The sequence below is a fragment of the Neorhizobium petrolearium genome (assembly GCF_017873175.1).
GTDB classification, from domain to species: domain Bacteria; phylum Pseudomonadota; class Alphaproteobacteria; order Rhizobiales; family Rhizobiaceae; genus Neorhizobium; species Neorhizobium petrolearium.
This window is the reverse complement of record NZ_JAGGJW010000030.1, coordinates 1-15,545: the sequence shown is the minus strand read 5'-3', so window position 1 is coordinate 15,545 and position 15,545 is coordinate 1. Positions and strand designations below refer to the sequence as shown.

Below are 15,545 nucleotides of genomic sequence, written 5' to 3'. Positions count from 1 at the left end.
AAGAAACATGAAAGCGATATTCTGGACTGGCGTTGCCCTTCTCGCCCTGCCGGCCTCGGCACTGGCGGACGTCCCCGTCATCGATCGGACCAATTATGAGGTCGCCAAAAAAACCGCGGATACGACCAACCAGATCCTCGATACCAACAAGGATATCCTCACGACGGTGCAGGATACGCTGAAAGCCGTCACCGGCGATCGCGGCAGCATGGCCGGTCCGTTGAAGAACCTCGCGATCGGCAACGGCTTCAGCGTCTCGGCGATTCCCTCCTTCGACAGCATCCTGAAAGACGGGGTTCCGAATTTCGGCTCGATGAGCAGCGAAATCACCAAAGCGGCAACCCTCTTCATCAACGGGCTGCAACTGGTCAAATCGCTTTCGGGGCAGACAAACAGCAGCTTCTCCGGCGACAAGTCCTATGAGCAACTGGTCAATACCGTGCTCGGCGTCTCCGCCCTGATCAACGGTTCGCAACAGGCGATCGAGACGCGGCGCAGCGCCTTCGAGCTGGCAGGCAGGCAGATCGGCACCGCCGAGGATATCAAGGGTTCCATCGACCAGAACACGCAGTTGCAGGTCCAGTCGGGTCTGACATTCAACGAAATGATCGGCGTGATGAATGGTGCGGTCACGTCCCTGCAGGCCGAGAACCAGCGGCGCCTCACCGATGTTTCTAATTCCAAGAAGGCCCTGGCCTACGGAAACTGACGATGCAGCGAATCCTCCGATTGATCCTCGCGGCGGCCTTGTCCCTGACGGTGACGAGCTGCGGCACCGTCAGGGAAAAGACCGCGCCCTGCAAGCGGCCGGCCAACCTGACGTCCTTTGCCGAGGACCCCAGACACGAATGCGGACCGATGCGCGCCGTCAACGATCCGGCGTCGGCATTCGCGGCGATCGGCATTCCAAAGGGAGGGTCGGAATAGGATGCAGGATTTCCTTGGCGACCTCCTCAACCGTATCGAGAATTCCGGCGCCAGTTTTTCGGAGCAAGCCTACACGATCGTCGGCAACGAGATCCTGCCGGTCCTTCGGCTGATGCTCGTTCTCTATATCGCCTGGTACGGGTTGCAGCTGGTCATGGGAACCGCCCGCATCGGCGTCGGCGAGATCGTGCTTCGCATCGTCCGCATGGTGATGATCCTCGGTCTCGTCAGCTCTTGGGGCAACTTCAACAATTTCGTCTACCGCTGGGTCAACGACACACCGGAAGATGTCGGCCGCGCAATCCTCGCCGCCTCCGGAACCGGTATCACCGAGCCGACGAACGGCATGTCGATGATCTGGCAGACGGCCAATCAGGCGGCCTCCGCCTTTGCCGAGCAATCCGGTTACTTCTCTATTCTACCCAGCATGATCGGCCTGCTGATCATGGTCGGCGCCGGGGTGTTCATCGCCGTGGCGCTTGCCATCCTCATCCTGGCCAAGGTCATGCTCTGGGTGCTGATCGGCACCGCACCGATTTTCGTGTCCTGCTTTCTGTTCGAACGCAGCCGCGGCTATGGCGTCGGCTGGTTCAACCAGGTCCTCACCTATGCCTTGATCCCGCTGTTCATTTACGTGATCGCCGCCTTCCTGATCGCCGCCATGAACCCGGAACTGTCGAAGATTGACGCCGCCAGCGGAACGCGAACGCTGACCCTCGGCGATGTCGCCGGCTTCCTGCTGCTCTGCATCGCCGGCGGTTTCGTCATGCTGTACATCCAGTCGATCGGTCAGGGCATCGCCGGCGGCATCGCATCGGGAGTCGGAAGTGCCGCAACCGGCATCGCGCACCGCCTGGGAATTCAATACCCGCTTGCCACGGCGCGCGGCAGTGTCGCGGCAGGCCGCGGTGCTTATCGCTTCGGCGGCAACCTGAGAAACCGGTTCCGCGGCTCTGGAGACGATGACGACTCCGGCGTCAAATCAGCCATGCAGAGCCGGATATCCCAGCAGGGCAATCCCACCTGAGCATTCATTTTCAAGAAGACGGAAGCATATGGCGGACAGCAAAGATCTTGATCTACGAAGCTATTATCAAAGCGGAGACATCTGGGAACAGGAGATCGTCAAAAGGGCAAAGCGATCGCGGGCGCTCGCCTGGTTCGTGACGACGATTTTCGGCGCGATCACCCTGCTCAGCCTGGTCGCCCTCGTCATGCTGGTGCCGCTGAAGAGCTTCGAGCCCTATCTCGTCGAGGTCGACAAGAACACCGGCTATATCGAGGTCAAGACCGGTCTGACCCGGCCTGTTACGCTGACCGAGCAGCAGGCCATCACCCAGGCCAATATCGTCCGCTATATCCGCGCCCGGGAGGGATATGATCCCTATGCCATCGAGCAGAATTTCGGGATCGCGGCGCTTCTATCGACGGGCAATGCCGCGCGCGAGCTGCAGGATCTCTACAGCACGACCAACCTGAAGAACCCGGCGAAGATCTACGGTCGCAACAAGCGCGTCATGACCGAGATCGCATCCGTCACCTTCCCCAACAGCTCGACCGGCATCGTGCGGTTCTCGACGACCGAAATCTCCGATACCGACTCGATCGCTCGTCACTGGATCGCCGTTGTGCGCTATCGCTACACCGACACCCCTGCGACGAACGAGTGGCGTTTCGAAAACCCTCTCGGCTTCCAGGTCTACGACTACCGCCGCGATCAGGAAACCGTCACCGGGAGCGGCCAGTGAACCGGGCGGCTGTCCTCCTCATCCTGAGCCTGATGTCCCTGTCAGCCGCCCAGGCGGCCGAGACGCCATCGGCCGGGCGGCTCGACGCCCGTGTTACCAGCGTCGTCTACCAGCCGAACAATGTGGTTCGGGTCTTCGCGACCTACGGCATCTCGACGATGATCATCTTCGACGAGGACGAGAAGTTCGAGACGATTGCGGTCGGCGACAGCGATAGCTGGGACGTGGTGCCGACGGACAAGGGCAATATCCTCTTCGTGAAGCCGAAGGCCAGGAACGCCGCCACCAACATGAACGTCGTGACCACCAAGCGCATCTACTATCTCGAACTCACGGACTTCGCGCCGGAGGACAACAAAAAGGTCTTTGGTATTCGTTTCGTCTATCCCGATAAGGATCTCAACGCCTCGCTGCGCAAGGAGGCTGAAGCCCGCGCCGCCTTTCCGAACATCGCCGGTATCGACAAGGCCAACGTCAATATCGACTATTCCTTCTCCGGCGATCCAGGGCTGAAGCCGCTGATGATCTTCGATGACGGCAAGAAGACCTTTTTCAAGTTCGGGCCGAAAGTGCCGGCGATCTTTGCCGTCAATGCCGACTTCACCGAAACGCTGCGCAATTTCCGCCGCGAGGGCGACTACATCGTTCTCGACGGCACGGCCACCCAATACACCCTGCGCGATGGCAATCAGTGGACATGCATCTTCAATCTCCGCAAGCCCGACTTCGGAGCGCCCGATCCGGCGGTGATGGGTCCGGCATTCGATAGCACGGCCAGCAAGCGAAGAAGGACCGGCAACGGATGAATCGATCTCCCGAACTCGAAGCCATGCTGGAAGTGGACCAGAGCGAGGTCCGCGACCGGAGGGCGAGGCGCAAGCAACTGTTCGGCGGCGCGGTGTTTGTGCTCATTGGCGCCGTGCTCGCCTATCTCTTCGTCTTCGCACCGAAGAAACCCCCGCAGGACGTGCTCAGAGGCGACGAGGAGTTCTCCACCACCACATTCCGCCCACCGTCCTTTCTCCGCGACGATCAAAGGCCGGCGGAAAAGCCGGCCGACAACATCATTCAGCTGCCCGAACCGCCGGAGGAAAAGAAGGAGGAGCCCGCCGATACCACCGAGTTCGATGTCCCTGCCCCGCCGGTCACGGTCGAGACGGCCGACAAGCCGGTGGAGCAAATCCCGGAGGAGTTTCCCAAGCGCTATCTTTCCAAGCAGATCATCGTCGATTCCACCAAGGCTGATAGCGCGGATAACAGTCTGAACGGGGGAACTGCTGGCGATGGGCCGACCGTTGCGGGAGAGGATCGCAACAGCAAGTTCCTGGCGACAGCATCGGCCATCGGCGATCGCTCGGCGAAAGCGCGCCAGGTCGGCCGGCTGGATGCCATGATCCCCGAGGGCACGCTGATCCCCGGCATCCTGGAGACGGCGATCAATGGCGACCTGCCCGGTCAGATCCGCGCCATTACCTCACAGGACGTCTATTCCTTCGACGGCCGACGCGTGCTCATTCCGACCGGCACGCGCCTGATCGGCGAATACCAGTCCGATGTGACCCGCGGCCAGAAACGCATCTTCGTGATCTGGACGCGCCTTCTACGTGACGATGGCGTCTCGGTGCGGCTGAACAGCATCGGCACCGATGGCCTGGGCCGATCGGGACTGACCGGCATCGTCGACAACAAATGGCGCGAGCGGTTCGGATCAGCGATTCTCCTGTCCATCGTCGGCGCCGGGTCCTCCTACCTGACCGGCTATGGCAGCGGCCAATACAGCTCATCATCGGGCAACAACGAGTCCGATTCCGACCGCGCCGCCGAGCTCGCCCGCGAGACGATCGCTCGGACGTTCTCCGATATGGCCAACCAGGCGCTCGGCGAGAACCTCCGCATCCCGCCGACGATCAGCGTCCATCAGGGCGAACGCATTTTCGTCTATGTCCGCCAGGACCTCGACTTCTCGGCCATGTATCCGGATCCGGTCGAGGAAGCCTTGAAGGAGATCAAGCATGAACGAGGCATCGATACGGGTCGCCGCATCCGGCAATGATCCGCACTATTTCCTGAAGCGGGCGCTGGCACCGCTGGCGTCGTTCCTCGATGACCCACACGTCGTGGAGATCTCCGTCAACCGCCCGGGCGAGGTCTTCATCGAGCGCCTCGGCGCCGACCATATGCAGTTCCTTACGATCCCCGCTCTCACCTCGACGGAGATCGAGCATATCGGTGAACGGGTCGCAGCCGCCAGCAACCAGTTCGTCAGCCGCAGCAATCCATTGCTGAGTGCGGCACTCCCCTCCGGCGAGCGTATCCAGATCGTCCTGCCGCCGGCGGCCGCAGACGGCGGCGCGATCTCGATCAGGAAGCAGGTCGTGAGCGATTTTACGCTGGCGCAATATCGCGACAGCGGCGCCCTCGACAAGGTGGCGGTGACCGTCGGAGGGCTGAGTGCGACCGAAGAGAAACTCATCGCTCTTCTCGATGCCGACCGCATCCACGATTTTATCGAGACCGCCGTGCGCGGGCGCGTGTCGATCCTGATCAGCGGCGGCACCTCGACCGGCAAGACCACGTTTCTCAATGCTTGCCTGAAAAGCGTCGATGAACACGAGCGCATTCTGACGCTGGAGGACACGCGCGAGCTCTTTCCACCACATCGCAACAGCGTGCATCTGCTCGCCTCGCGTGGCGATCAGGGCACTGCCCAGGTGACGATCCAGTCGCTGCTTGAGGCATCGCTGCGCATGCGGCCGGACCGGCTCTTCGTCGGCGAGATCCGTGGCGCCGAGGCTTTCGCCTTCCTGCGGGCGATCAACACCGGCCATCCCGGCAGCATGTCGACGGTGCATGCCGACACACCGATGGGCGCCTATGAGCAGCTTGCCATGATGATGATGCAGACAGGCATGTCATCGGGATATTCGAAGCCGGACCTCATGTCCTATATCCGCATGGTTATCCCTGTGGTCATCCAGCTTCGCCGCAACGGCGGCCGGCGTGGCGTCTCCGAGATCTACTTCGCGCGGCGATCGCCATGAAGAAGTCCCACCAGGCCATCTATCTGGTGTTCTGCCTGCTCTTCGCCGTCGCCATCTGGATGCTCGGCTACAGCCTGATCCTCCAGCTTGTCTGGAAAGACGGGCGGATCCTCAAGCTGCTGACCACCACCAATCCGCTGGCGCCGTTTCAGCAGCTGATCGCCTATCCCAACAATCGGTCCCTCCAGCTCGCCGCCATCGGCGCTCTTGTTCCAGCGATCGGCATCGCCTCGATTGCCGCGGTCACGGGGCTTCGGCGGCCGTCGAACCCGCTCGGAGATGCTGCCTTCCAGGACATGGCGTCGCTGCGACGCGGCGGATGGTTTCGGAAGGAAGGACATATCCTCGGACGCATCGGGCGCAATATCCTGAGCCGGCACGACGACCGGCATCATCTCATCATTGGCCCGACGCGCTCCGGCAAGGGCGTTGGCTATGTCATTCCTAACGCGCTGATGTTTTCCGGCTCGATGATCGTCACCGATCTCAAGGGCGAGATTTTCGAGCATACGGCCGGATACCGGAGGTCCAAAGGACACCAGGTCTTTCTCTTCTCTCCGGGCGCGGCCAAAACCCATCGCTGGAACCCGCTGGATTTCGTGCGAAGCGATCGCGGCAGTCGCACGATCGACATCCAGAACATGGCAAGCATTCTCATTCCTGAAGCGATCGGTTCCGAAAACGCTGTCTGGCAGGGCATCGCCCAGCAGGTGATCGCCGGCGTCATCAGCTATGTGCTGGAAAGCCCTTTCTACAAGAACCGTCGCAACCTTGGCGAGGTCAACGGCTTCTTCAATGCCGGCGTCGACCTGCAGATCCTGATGAAACTTATCAAGGAGAAGGAGCCTTATCTCTCGCGTTTCACGACCGAGAGCTTCAATGCCTACATCGCACTGAACGAACGGGCGGCCCGCTCGGCGCTCCTCGACATCCAGAAGGCGCTGGCGCCGCTGCGCAACGAGCGTGTCGTCGCCGCGACCGCCGTGACGGACATGGATCTCGTGTCACTGCAGCGCCGGCCGGTCACCATCTACCTGGCGCCGAACGTCACCGACATGACGATCTTGCGGCCCCTGCTGACGCTCTTCGTCCAGCAGGTCATGGATCTCCTGACCCGTGAGCACAACCCCAATGCCCTGCCTGTCTATTTCCTGCTCGACGAATTCCGACAGCTGAAGAAGATGGACGAGGTCCTCAACAAGCTCCCCTATGTGGCCGGCTACAACATAAAAATGGCCTTTATCATCCAGGACCTGAAGAATATCGACGAAATCTACGGCGAGACCGCAAGGCACTCGCTGCTCGGCAATTGCGGCCTGCAGCTCATCCTCGGCGCCAACGATCAGGCAACGGCCGAATACGCATCGCGTGCGCTTGGCAAACGCACCATCCGGTATCAGTCGGAATCCCGCACGCTGGAGTTCATGGGACTGCCGCGACGGACGAAGGTCGAGCAGATCCGTGAGCGCGACCTGATGATGCCGCAGGAGGTGCGCCAGATGCCGGAGGACAGGATGATCCTGCTGGTCGAGGGTCAGCGCCCGATCTTTGGCGGCAAGCTTCGCTATCATGCCGTCCAGCCGTTCAAGGCTGCTGCCGCCTATGCCGAGCAGCAGCAGCCGGACGTCCCCGATCTGGAGTTCGAAGCAGCGTTGCCTGTTCCTGCGCTGGCACCGGAATATGACCCTGCGGCCGATGGGCCGGGTGAAGAACGCCCCACCCTGAAGCTTGCTCCCCAGGCAGGCGAAACTCCGACTGTTCCAAAACGCGTCGCCCGCAGCGTCAGGAAAACCTCCGATAAAGCCCGCTCGGATCGGGCGAAGAAAACCTCAAACACCGGAGCAGAAACCGCAATCGGCGATCTGGTAGCCAAGGCAGAAGAGCGGATCCTTCCGACGGCAGACAAACTGAAATCAGCCGTCGAGGCTTCACTGGCGCAGGCAGCAGAGATCACTCCCCGACAACGCAAGAGCATTCACGACATCCTTGCCCAGACGGTTCCGGATCCAGCGGAGATCGGGCTGGAATAGTTGGGCGCCGATGTTGCGCCTCACCCGTCAAGACACCCCCAAAACTCTATGGTGGAGAGGTCACCGCTCGTCGATGGTGTGCGAGCCCGAAGCAATGAGGTTCTATGCGACCTTCCGCGAAACGGCGCGTTCCAACGCCTGCGTCACCCATTTGTTGAGACTTACGCCCTCTCGTCGTGCGGCACTCGACACAGCTTTGTGGATACTAGGTTCGGTCCTGACAACGAATTGGCCGGAAAAAGGCTTTTCGGGTTCCTCGCCACGCTCTTTGCAGAACACCAGGTAATCCTCAATGGAATCCGCCATTGCCTGCTTCAGCTCGGCCGCCGAAGTTCCCTGAAAGGTAATGACATCGCGCATGTTGACGACCTCACCGTGGAAAATATCGGCGTCCTCATCGAACTCAACAACAGCTTCGTAGCCCTTGTAGTGCATTGTGGTCATGGTTGTATCTCCGCTTCGAGCAGGAAGCGCCGGACGGATTTTACCCCTCCCTTGTCGGTTTCCTTCTGGGGATGCGGGCGATGGAAAACCGCGCGCACGCCGTTCAGGACGACCCGCACCCGCGAGCCTTGCCCTTCCGTGATTTCTGCCCCACATGCGACGAATAGCGCCTCAATGTCCCGCCAAACAATCCCGGCAAGAACGGGGTCAGCAAACACGGCCGCGAGAGTTGCCCGATGCTTCCTGCTTAGTTCCGTTTAGTATCACTTTCCAGTATCACTTGCAAGATTCCTGACGTGGTCATCACCTCTGGTGCGGGAAAGCCCACGATTCTGCAAAATCGTGGCTCAGGCGGACGTCCCCAGCAATGGAAATCGCACTGAACGCTTGGAAACCCGGACAGGCTGGCGAATCTGCCGGAAAAGCCTGAAAATCTCGGTTTCGCACTTAACGGTCCCCGGCAGGGGTTAGTTTGTGGCGACAACCCTTCACAGGCCATGGCTTGCTTATGAGCGAATTCGAGATTCTAAAAGAGCTAATCAGCATGGCGGGCATCCCCGGCGCCATCGCGGCCGTCATCCTGTCCCTGACAGGATGCTACAAAGCCTGGCTGGCGGCGCGTCGTGTGCGCATCCGGCTCGGGAACTCCGAAATCGAGGCGTCCAGCGCTGCGGAGGTGCTATCCATCCTCCGAGAATGCGCACCTATCGCCGAGGTCCCCAGCGCCGATGGCTCAAAAATCGGAGGCATTGACGCTCTCCGTGCGAATGGCCTGGAGAACGCTAGAACGTGAAGAAAGAAAGGATCCCGTCCCACATCGATACACTCCACCTCCAGGCTGCGGTCAGGCCGTAGTCGATCAGCGCGATCGTCATGACGCCGCCGAACACCAACGCTCCGAATGTGGCAAAGCCATCGTTTGCCTTGTGATCCGTCTCCTGATTGACGATGAGGCGTCGATCGTCTCGCATGAATGCCTCTCTATCGCTCGCGCTCGTCGCGATCCTGTTCCCGCCGTTCGTCGGCCTCGCGTTGCAATTCCTCGATCCGGGGAATGTGCTGCTGCGCAGGATCCGTCCTGGTCGTGTCCCCGGCTCGGGCCACCGGTCGTTCCGTCTGTAACCGCCCCCGATCATCTACATCACGATCCTGCTCATAATCCGCCGAGCGGCCGACCGCCGCCTCATCGCCCCGATCGAGACCCTGCTTCTCGTCCGCCCGCTCCCCGGCATTCCCTGTCCCATCGACCTTAGACCAGTTGCGGCTCTCGCGAGAATGCTCCGCCCGCTCAATGGCAACGCGCAGTTCCTCATCGACTTCCGCGATCTCCCGGATCAGCGTATTGCCCGCGGCGCCGAGCTCGGCGGCTTTGGCGATTTCCCGCTGCAGGCCGGCCTCAAGCACCGCCTTCTCGGCATCAAGCTTCCGCGCATAGGCTTTTTCGATCTCCTCGCGGTAGCGCTCGACCTCCAGCATGACCTGGTTGGCCGCTTCCGCCATGCGCAGGCCGTGACGACCGACGACATCATCCCAGCGGGTGCGCGGATCGTCGTCCTGCTCGGGCGAACGTCGCTCGCCTTCCCGCTCGGAGGAAGCGCCGCGTTCCTGCAGCTCCATCAGTTCACGCCGGACATTGACGTGCTCGCGCGCGGCGGACACGATTTCCTCAAAGCTCTTCTTCTGGTCATCCGGCGTCACGCGCTCGGCTTGGAAGAGCGCCGTCTCGACGCGCTTTTCGTAGGTCTCGAATTCCTGACGTGTCATGTGGCGCATGCTCTCGCCCTCCGAAACAGCATTCACCAACTTTACCAAATTTGTTCTGAACTGCGAGTAAGAATTTCTGCCTGCCAGAACTTCAACCTCACCCTGATTGATCCGGGAAGCCGCTGATTCAAATCGCTTTAATTGCTCTATCGCAAACTTTCGTGCCCCCGGTACATCACCATTCGCAGCCAGTGCGGCCCATTCTTCCCGCGCGACCGTAGAATAAGCCTTGCCATCCTCTGTCCTCGCGAAACTCTGCCGATCCGCCCTCTTCGCCTCGTAGCGCTGTTGCGCGGCATCGCTCGTCCCCTCATGCTCGGTCCTGCCGGCGCGGCTCGTCGGGCGCACCTGGTTCCGGGTGTAAGCCGGGCTGCTCGCCCGCTCCCGCCGGTCGGTCATTTCCATGCGGATTCCGTGGTCCCTGGCTTTTTCCGCCATGGTCACCCGCCAGCGACGGAAGGTTGCGATCGTCGTCTCCACCCGGTCGCCGGCATCCGAGCGCATCGCGACGATCGCATGAACATGGACATGCGGCCGCCTGCCACCGGCTTCCTCCGCCTTCGGATCCGCGGACGGGTCGTGCATCGAAAATACATAGCGATGTCCGGCGAATTCCTGCGCCAGGAAATCCCGAGCCGCGGCATGAAAAGCCGCGACATCAGTCCCGGCCCGCGCCGAGATGACCACATGCATGACATCGCGGGGTTTGCGGCTATGAAGCCGGCCGCGCCATTCCTGCTGCACCAGGTCGCCCGCCTCCTTCGCACCGGCGATTGCCTGGCCCTTCTCATCCTGAACGCCACCGTCATACCGCTCGACCAGATCGCGAAGCCGGCTCGTGCCGTAATCCGTGCCATTACCATAACCGGTAAAGCGAAAGCTTGCCGCGCCTTCGGGTTCGTTCCGACCCGCATCGAGTCGCTCCTGCACGAACGTCGAAGCCTTCCTGTCGCCGGTCAGCCGCTCGCCGGCGCTGTCGCGCAGGACGACGACACCTTCGATCCGATAGCCATCTTCCTCGCCACGAGCTGTGACCGCAAAGGCGAAGCTCCGGTCACCAAACCCGCGCTGCAAGAGAGCGCGTGCTTGCTGGTGCAGGTCGCCCGCAGTGTCGAATATATCCTTCACATCGAGAACGAAGGTGCCTATATCGCGGCTCTCCGCGCGGTTCTTCATCAGATGGTGCCACTCGCCGCGAATGGAGGAGAGCTCGTCGCGACCGCTGAACACCTCCCCGCGCTCGTTCTCGACGGCAACATCTCCGCTGCGCGAGACATAGCTGATCATCGCGCCGAGCCGTCCACCCCCGCCGAAGGAAGCGAGCTTGACCACGGCCGGCTGGCTACCGGAGGCAAGACCCGAAAACCGCGAGCGCATCGATGGCTCGCCGCCTTGCCTCCGCGCCTGTCCACGCCCGAAACCGCCGCCCATCTTAGCGAATGTCGGACGGCCCAGTGCCCGGCCGGACAGCGGCGATGCGGCCGCGACGGAACCACCGCGGCGCCGGCGTTCTTCCTCATCGATAGCATTTGCCTTGAGAAGCTGGCGTTCCTGCAGCAACACGGCCTTCCGCCTCTCCCACTCATGCTCGAAGGCGCCGGGCAGGAATTCCATCAGACCACTCCCCGACGCCGGCGGGCACCACGTCCCGCAAGACTTCTGAGTTCGAGTACGATGGCCGCGGCAAGACGCTGGACATCGACCAGCTCCGCAGCAAGCTTCGCTTCGACGAGCCGGCCGCTCCCGTTCACCGCCCGAGCGAGCTGGTTGAGGTTAACCCCGATCGCCCGCATGTCCGAAATTAGCATCTCGAAGACGGCCCGGTCGTCATCGGTCAGGAAGGGTCGGACCCCCGCCCCTTCGAGCGTCAGCGAACGCATGAAGGCGGAAACCGTCAGGCCTGCGGCGCCAGCGGCCTGCTCGATCGCGGTAAGTTCCGAGGCGCTGAAGCGGGCATGCACGACGCGCTCTTTACGCTCCTCGGCCTTCCCCAGGCGCACCGCTCCGCCACCATCCGCTGCCACTTCACCCTCCCCTTGAAGGAGCACCGCAGGCGCCATCGACGGCTCGTCCGTCGATCGTCAGCAAATTTGTATCACAAATTTGCGTATCCTGCCAAACAAGAGTTTACTGTTTTTGATACGCCACGCAAGCCTTAAATCAAAACTTGCGATCGACTCATCAAGGTAGCCTCAGGCCAATTCCGCGTGCGAACGCACGATGCCGAACCACGGTATCGAAACACCGTGGCACCATATCATCTAATTGCTTTATCTAAATAATCAATGCTTCCGTTGTTCCACACCACACGCATAATCGATGTGACCACTCGATGTGATGCCAGCATGTTTCCACCGTTCTACACGGAGTGATATCCTCCTCCGACGGGTTGACGGTGGGACGAAATAGAACAATATTTGTTCTAACTTTAAGAGGCTGAATAACTCCTGCGCGGAGATTCCGGGTGGGCTGGATGGAGGCAAGCATGGCGAGAATCTACGCAGCCGTCAGCAACAAGGGCGGCGCCGGCAAAACGACACTGGTGACGCTGCTCGCCGGCGAATATGCGCTGAGGGGCGAACGGGTTCTTCTCATCGACGCCGACGGCCGGCTCAATCTGTCGGGGTGGTGGCGGCTTTGCCATAGCAAGGACAATGTCCCGGAAAACATTAACGTGGCCGTTGCCGCCTCACGCCGAACGATCGAGGCGGAGATCGAGCGGCTGCGCAACGCCTTCGACCTCATCATCGTCGATGCGCCCGGCGTCGACAGCACCGTGCAGGACACCATCATCGGCTCGGCCGACCTGGTGCTGTCGCCCATCCAGCCCGGCATCAAGGAAATCGAGGCGGCCGGACAGGCGGCGGCCAGTGTCAGCGAGATCAACGATCGGCAGGGCTCCGGGATTCTGCATCTCAATCTGCGCACGCGGATCACGGTTCCCGGCCGCAATCTCGAAGCCTATCGTTATATCAGGCCATTCGTCGCCGGCCTGCAGGAAGCTGGCTATCGGACAGCGCTCCTCGATACGGAACTGTTCGAACGCAATGTCTATCGCGAAATCCAGAACGGCCTCGGGACGCTGCAGATGCAGGAACTGAGCGAGCCGGTGCGAAAGGCACGCCAGGAAGTTCTCAGCCTCGTCGAAGAGATCGAGACGAAACGGCAGATTGCCGCGAGAGGAGAAGCGGCATGAGCAAAGCCACCCTCGGCCTTGGCGACTTCACCATCGCGGGCAGGAGTTCCAGCCCGTCGAAAGCGGCCGACGCCTCGGCGGAGATTCCCAGTCGGCCCGCTTCCGCCGATCCCGAAACGTCGGCTGCCGGAGTGTCTTCGGACGACGGGGAAAACGGGAGCCGCATCCTGAACAAGCGCTCGCCGGCGGAACGGGAGAAGCGGGCAAAGGAGCGGGCAGTCGCTCAAGAGGAAGCACGTCACAGCATCAAGAACCTGAAACGGGCGAAGCAGCGGGAGGCCAAGTTCTTCGTCAATGTCGCGCTGGACTTCGCGACGAAGGCGCGCCTCAAGCGGGCTGCCGATGAAAACGACGTCAAGATGGCGGCGGTGATGAAGGCCGCCATAGACTTCTATCTGGAGGAGAACGGCTATTGATGGCGGACTCTTCGGCAACCGAGACGTCCTCAAACCGCAGACGGGCGCGGTGTTTCCTCATCGGCGGCGTGTCTTGCGACGAAGGGGCCGAAGATCTTCAGGAGCGTCTGGCGCAGGCCTATCGCGACAAGCTGCGACCGCTTTGCCTTTGCAGGGAGCCGGGCCTGGCGATGTACGTCGCGAAAATTGGCGACCAGTTCGTCCTCAAGAGGATGCCCCTTTCCGGGGCAGAGCATGATCCATCATGCCCGTCCTATGAACCGCCTTATGACCTTTCCGGGCTCGGCGCCTTGATCGGAAGCGCGATCAAGCTCGATCGGGGGGGAACTGCTGCGCTGAAGCTGGATTTCGCGCTGTCGAAGCGCGGACCCCGGGGGAAACCTGCGTCGGAGGGCACCGTGCCAGACAGCGTGGAGAACGACAGCAAGCGCCTGTCGCTTCGAGCCCTCCTGCATCTTCTCTGGCATGAGAGCGGCCTGACCGAATGGACGGCGCACTGGGCCGGAAAACGGCATTGGTGGCAGGTCTATCACCATCTCGTCGAAGCCGCCCGCACCATGTCGGTGCGCGGCGAGGCGCTTTCAAAGCGCCTGTTCGTGCCGGAACCTTTCCGCACCGAGGATAAGCCGGCGATCGAGCAGCGCCGGGCACAGGCATTGAACGGCTTGTCGGTATCGGATGGTGGCCCGAGGAAGCTGATGCTCTTGGTTGGCGAGGTGAAGGAATTTGCGCCGGCCCGCAGCGGCCAGCAGGTCGTCGTCAAGCACATGCCCGGGTTTCGGTTGCACCTTGAGGAACCGACCTGGCGACGCGTCCAGCGCCGGTTCGAGGACGAGCTAACGCTCTGGCGAAGCGATGACCGGTTCCATTTGATGACGATCGCCACAATCGAATCGAGCGCAGGAGGCCTCGTCACGATCGACGAGATCGCCCTGATGACCGTCACGGAACAATGGCTTCCAGTTGAGACCGCCTATGAAGAGCGGCTGCTCGGCAAACTGACGCGAATGCGTGGCAAGACGGTGAAAGGGTTGCGCTTCAACCTGCCCGGCGACCAGCCTATTGCCAACGCGATCATGCCGGAAGCGCGCCCTCGGCCGACGGCGCTTTATATCGTGCCGCCGAATGCCGACGCTCAATTCGAGGTTTCGCTTCGCGATATGATCGAGGCGCGCCCGGACATGGCGAATTGGATATGGCGGATCGCCGACGGCGACATGCCCGCTTTGCCCTGGGAATAGACTGAAGCGAAGATCGACCTTTGCTCCAAGCAATATCAGCCGGTCGATCCGGCCTATATTGCTTATCCAACACGCAACAAGCAGCGACGGGCACTTGCGCCCGTCGCCGAAAGTTTAATCCCGTGTCGCACCCTCTGCCTCCTCGTCCGGCTGTGATCCCCAGACGACACGATAGGCTGAGAAGCAGATCCCGGTTTCTTCGGCGATCTGATCCATGATGGTCCGAAGTCCGCTGAGCTCCTCGTTGCTCACATCGCGAAGATAAGGCCCATCCTCCGTCAGCGGACGCCAGCTGCCGGTCGTGTTGTCACGATATTCCTGCGTTTCCGGGTCGATCGGGACAAATTCCAGGAGCGGGTAAGGTGCGCCGGTCAGGTAGACATCCACGAGATGGTGTTCGCAGCTCCATCGCGCCCACTCTACCTCCTCGCGCTGGACTGCGTCCGACACGACGCGCAACTTCCGCTCCGCATGCAAGATGTCCTGCATCAATTCAATGAGATCGCCGATCCTTTCCAAGAATTCATGATGCACGTGGTCGGACACGGCATTGGTCGAACCGAAGCGATTGGCAAGCACGAGGAGTTTGAAGCCGCAGAGCTTGGCATAGAGTTCGAGAGCATTGAGATCAGACATGGGTGTTTCTCCAATGAAAGAACACAAGGGGCAAAACACCTTCGGTTGGCGGCTTTTCCTTGGGTTCGGTTATGTTTTGACCGGCGTTTTGACCGATCGGCT

General features: G+C 61.1%; 18 protein-coding genes. 12 read left to right on the top strand and 6 right to left on the bottom strand.

The features are described from left to right. Positions 1–7 precede the first annotated feature (7 nt). The 8 genes from J2046_RS32260 to J2046_RS32225 are packed head-to-tail and all read left to right on the top strand — an operon-like array spanning position 8 to position 7,746. Positions 8–709 (top strand): type IV secretion system protein, encoded by a 702-nt coding sequence (locus tag J2046_RS32260; RefSeq protein WP_210058784.1) that lies wholly within the window; start codon positions 8–10, stop codon positions 707–709. Between the two features lie 2 nt (positions 710–711). Beyond that, complete coding sequence (locus J2046_RS32255; protein ID WP_210058783.1) at positions 712–927, top strand: hypothetical protein; 216 nt, start codon at positions 712–714, stop codon at positions 925–927. Position 928: 1 nt separating this feature from the next. Further along, positions 929–1,954, top strand: a complete 1,026-nt coding sequence (locus J2046_RS32250; RefSeq protein WP_210058782.1) for a TrbL/VirB6 family protein — start codon at positions 929–931, stop codon at positions 1,952–1,954. Between the two features lie 28 nt (positions 1,955–1,982). Next, the gene (locus J2046_RS32245; RefSeq protein WP_210058781.1) at positions 1,983–2,675 is read left to right on the top strand and encodes a VirB8 family type IV secretion system protein; all 693 of its coding nucleotides are present in this window, start codon (positions 1,983–1,985) and stop codon (positions 2,673–2,675) included. A gap of 32 nt (positions 2,676–2,707) precedes the next feature. Continuing rightward, positions 2,708–3,481 carry a TrbG/VirB9 family P-type conjugative transfer protein gene (locus J2046_RS32240; RefSeq protein WP_210058814.1) on the top strand — a complete coding sequence of 258 codons (774 nt, stop codon included), beginning with the start codon at positions 2,708–2,710 and terminating at the stop codon, positions 3,479–3,481. Next, positions 3,478–4,728: a type IV secretion system protein VirB10 gene (virB10, locus tag J2046_RS32235; protein WP_210058780.1), complete on the top strand. Its 1,251-nt coding sequence runs from the start codon at positions 3,478–3,480 to the stop codon at positions 4,726–4,728. The genes J2046_RS32240 and virB10 overlap by 4 nt, the downstream gene beginning before the upstream one ends. Further along, positions 4,688–5,716, top strand: coding sequence for a P-type DNA transfer ATPase VirB11 (gene virB11, locus J2046_RS32230; RefSeq protein ID WP_210058778.1), 1,029 nt, complete (start codon positions 4,688–4,690; stop codon positions 5,714–5,716). Before virB10 ends, virB11 begins: the two co-directional genes overlap by 41 nt. Continuing rightward, on the top strand, positions 5,713–7,746 hold the full coding sequence (locus J2046_RS32225) for a type IV secretory system conjugative DNA transfer family protein (protein WP_210058776.1): 2,034 nt from the start codon (positions 5,713–5,715) through the stop codon (positions 7,744–7,746). The genes virB11 and J2046_RS32225 overlap by 4 nt, the downstream gene beginning before the upstream one ends. A gap of 102 nt (positions 7,747–7,848) precedes the next feature. Here the strand turns inward: J2046_RS32225 and J2046_RS32220 are convergent, their stop codons facing one another. Continuing rightward, complete coding sequence (locus J2046_RS32220) at positions 7,849–8,190, bottom strand: type II toxin-antitoxin system HicB family antitoxin (RefSeq protein WP_210058774.1); 342 nt, start codon at positions 8,188–8,190, stop codon at positions 7,849–7,851. Next, complete coding sequence (locus J2046_RS32215) at positions 8,187–8,408, bottom strand: type II toxin-antitoxin system HicA family toxin (RefSeq protein WP_210058772.1); 222 nt, start codon at positions 8,406–8,408, stop codon at positions 8,187–8,189. The genes J2046_RS32220 and J2046_RS32215 overlap by 4 nt, the downstream gene beginning before the upstream one ends. Positions 8,409–8,698: 290 nt before the next feature. On the opposite strand from J2046_RS32215, the gene J2046_RS32210 reads away from it, so the two are divergent. Further along, positions 8,699–8,983: a hypothetical protein gene (locus J2046_RS32210; RefSeq protein WP_210058769.1), complete on the top strand. Its 285-nt coding sequence runs from the start codon at positions 8,699–8,701 to the stop codon at positions 8,981–8,983. On the opposite strand, the gene J2046_RS32205 is transcribed toward J2046_RS32210, so the two are convergent. The 3 genes from J2046_RS32205 to J2046_RS32195 are packed head-to-tail and all read right to left on the bottom strand — an operon-like array spanning position 8,973 to position 12,014. Continuing rightward, the gene (locus J2046_RS32205) at positions 8,973–9,161 is read right to left on the bottom strand and encodes a hypothetical protein (RefSeq protein ID WP_210058767.1); all 189 of its coding nucleotides are present in this window, start codon (positions 9,159–9,161) and stop codon (positions 8,973–8,975) included. The two genes, J2046_RS32210 and J2046_RS32205, sit on opposite strands and share 11 nt — an antisense overlap. 10 nt (positions 9,162–9,171) lie before the next feature. Then, entirely contained in the window at positions 9,172–11,568 is a 2,397-nt protein-coding gene (locus J2046_RS32200; protein ID WP_210058765.1) for a conjugal transfer protein TraA, read from the bottom strand. Further along, a complete protein-coding gene (locus J2046_RS32195; protein ID WP_210058763.1) occupies positions 11,568–12,014 on the bottom strand; it encodes a plasmid mobilization protein in 447 nt (148 codons plus the stop codon). Before J2046_RS32195 ends, J2046_RS32200 begins: the two co-directional genes overlap by 1 nt. Before the next feature lie 425 nt (positions 12,015–12,439). Between J2046_RS32195 and J2046_RS32190 the strand changes: the two genes are divergently transcribed. From J2046_RS32190 to J2046_RS32180, 3 genes are read left to right on the top strand one after another with little or no spacing between them, the layout of a single operon-like run. After that, positions 12,440–13,150 (top strand): ParA family protein, encoded by a 711-nt coding sequence (locus J2046_RS32190; protein ID WP_210058761.1) that lies wholly within the window; start codon positions 12,440–12,442, stop codon positions 13,148–13,150. Beyond that, positions 13,147–13,566: a hypothetical protein gene (locus J2046_RS34055; protein WP_227705917.1), complete on the top strand. Its 420-nt coding sequence runs from the start codon at positions 13,147–13,149 to the stop codon at positions 13,564–13,566. Before J2046_RS32190 ends, J2046_RS34055 begins: the two co-directional genes overlap by 4 nt. Beyond that, the gene (locus tag J2046_RS32180; RefSeq protein WP_210058759.1) at positions 13,566–14,807 is read left to right on the top strand and encodes a DUF1173 domain-containing protein; all 1,242 of its coding nucleotides are present in this window, start codon (positions 13,566–13,568) and stop codon (positions 14,805–14,807) included. Before J2046_RS34055 ends, J2046_RS32180 begins: the two co-directional genes overlap by 1 nt. Positions 14,808–14,921: 114 nt before the next feature. Here the strand turns inward: J2046_RS32180 and J2046_RS32175 are convergent, their stop codons facing one another. Continuing rightward, entirely contained in the window at positions 14,922–15,443 is a 522-nt protein-coding gene (locus J2046_RS32175; protein WP_210058757.1) for a hypothetical protein, read from the bottom strand. Positions 15,444–15,545: the final 102 nt, after the last annotated feature.

Excerpts from the sequence above, each read along its gene's own strand:
- J2046_RS32260 (WP_210058784.1), top strand. The coding sequence starts at position 8 with ATGAAAGCGATATTCTGGACTGGCGTTGCCCTTCTCGCCCTGCCGGCC.
- J2046_RS32245 (WP_210058781.1), top strand. The coding sequence starts at position 1,983 with ATGGCGGACAGCAAAGATCTTGATCTACGAAGCTATTATCAAAGCGGA.
- J2046_RS32195 (WP_210058763.1), bottom strand. The coding sequence starts at position 12,014 with ATGGCGCCTGCGGTGCTCCTTCAAGGGGAGGGTGAAGTGGCAGCGGAT.
- J2046_RS32255 (WP_210058783.1), top strand. The coding sequence starts at position 712 with ATGCAGCGAATCCTCCGATTGATCCTCGCGGCGGCCTTGTCCCTGACG.
- virB10 (WP_210058780.1), top strand. The coding sequence starts at position 3,478 with ATGAATCGATCTCCCGAACTCGAAGCCATGCTGGAAGTGGACCAGAGC.
- J2046_RS34055 (WP_227705917.1), top strand. The coding sequence starts at position 13,147 with ATGAGCAAAGCCACCCTCGGCCTTGGCGACTTCACCATCGCGGGCAGG.
- virB11 (WP_210058778.1), top strand. The coding sequence starts at position 4,688 with ATGAACGAGGCATCGATACGGGTCGCCGCATCCGGCAATGATCCGCAC.
- J2046_RS32210 (WP_210058769.1), top strand. The coding sequence starts at position 8,699 with ATGAGCGAATTCGAGATTCTAAAAGAGCTAATCAGCATGGCGGGCATC.
- J2046_RS32200 (WP_210058765.1), bottom strand. The coding sequence starts at position 11,568 with ATGGAATTCCTGCCCGGCGCCTTCGAGCATGAGTGGGAGAGGCGGAAG.
- J2046_RS32240 (WP_210058814.1), top strand. The coding sequence starts at position 2,708 with ATGTCCCTGTCAGCCGCCCAGGCGGCCGAGACGCCATCGGCCGGGCGG.
- J2046_RS32205 (WP_210058767.1), bottom strand. The coding sequence starts at position 9,161 with ATGCGAGACGATCGACGCCTCATCGTCAATCAGGAGACGGATCACAAG.
- J2046_RS32250 (WP_210058782.1), top strand. The coding sequence starts at position 929 with ATGCAGGATTTCCTTGGCGACCTCCTCAACCGTATCGAGAATTCCGGC.
- J2046_RS32190 (WP_210058761.1), top strand. The coding sequence starts at position 12,440 with ATGGCGAGAATCTACGCAGCCGTCAGCAACAAGGGCGGCGCCGGCAAA.
- J2046_RS32180 (WP_210058759.1), top strand. The coding sequence starts at position 13,566 with ATGGCGGACTCTTCGGCAACCGAGACGTCCTCAAACCGCAGACGGGCG.
- J2046_RS32175 (WP_210058757.1), bottom strand. The coding sequence starts at position 15,443 with ATGTCTGATCTCAATGCTCTCGAACTCTATGCCAAGCTCTGCGGCTTC.
- J2046_RS32225 (WP_210058776.1), top strand. The coding sequence starts at position 5,713 with ATGAAGAAGTCCCACCAGGCCATCTATCTGGTGTTCTGCCTGCTCTTC.
- J2046_RS32220 (WP_210058774.1), bottom strand. The coding sequence starts at position 8,190 with ATGACCACAATGCACTACAAGGGCTACGAAGCTGTTGTTGAGTTCGAT.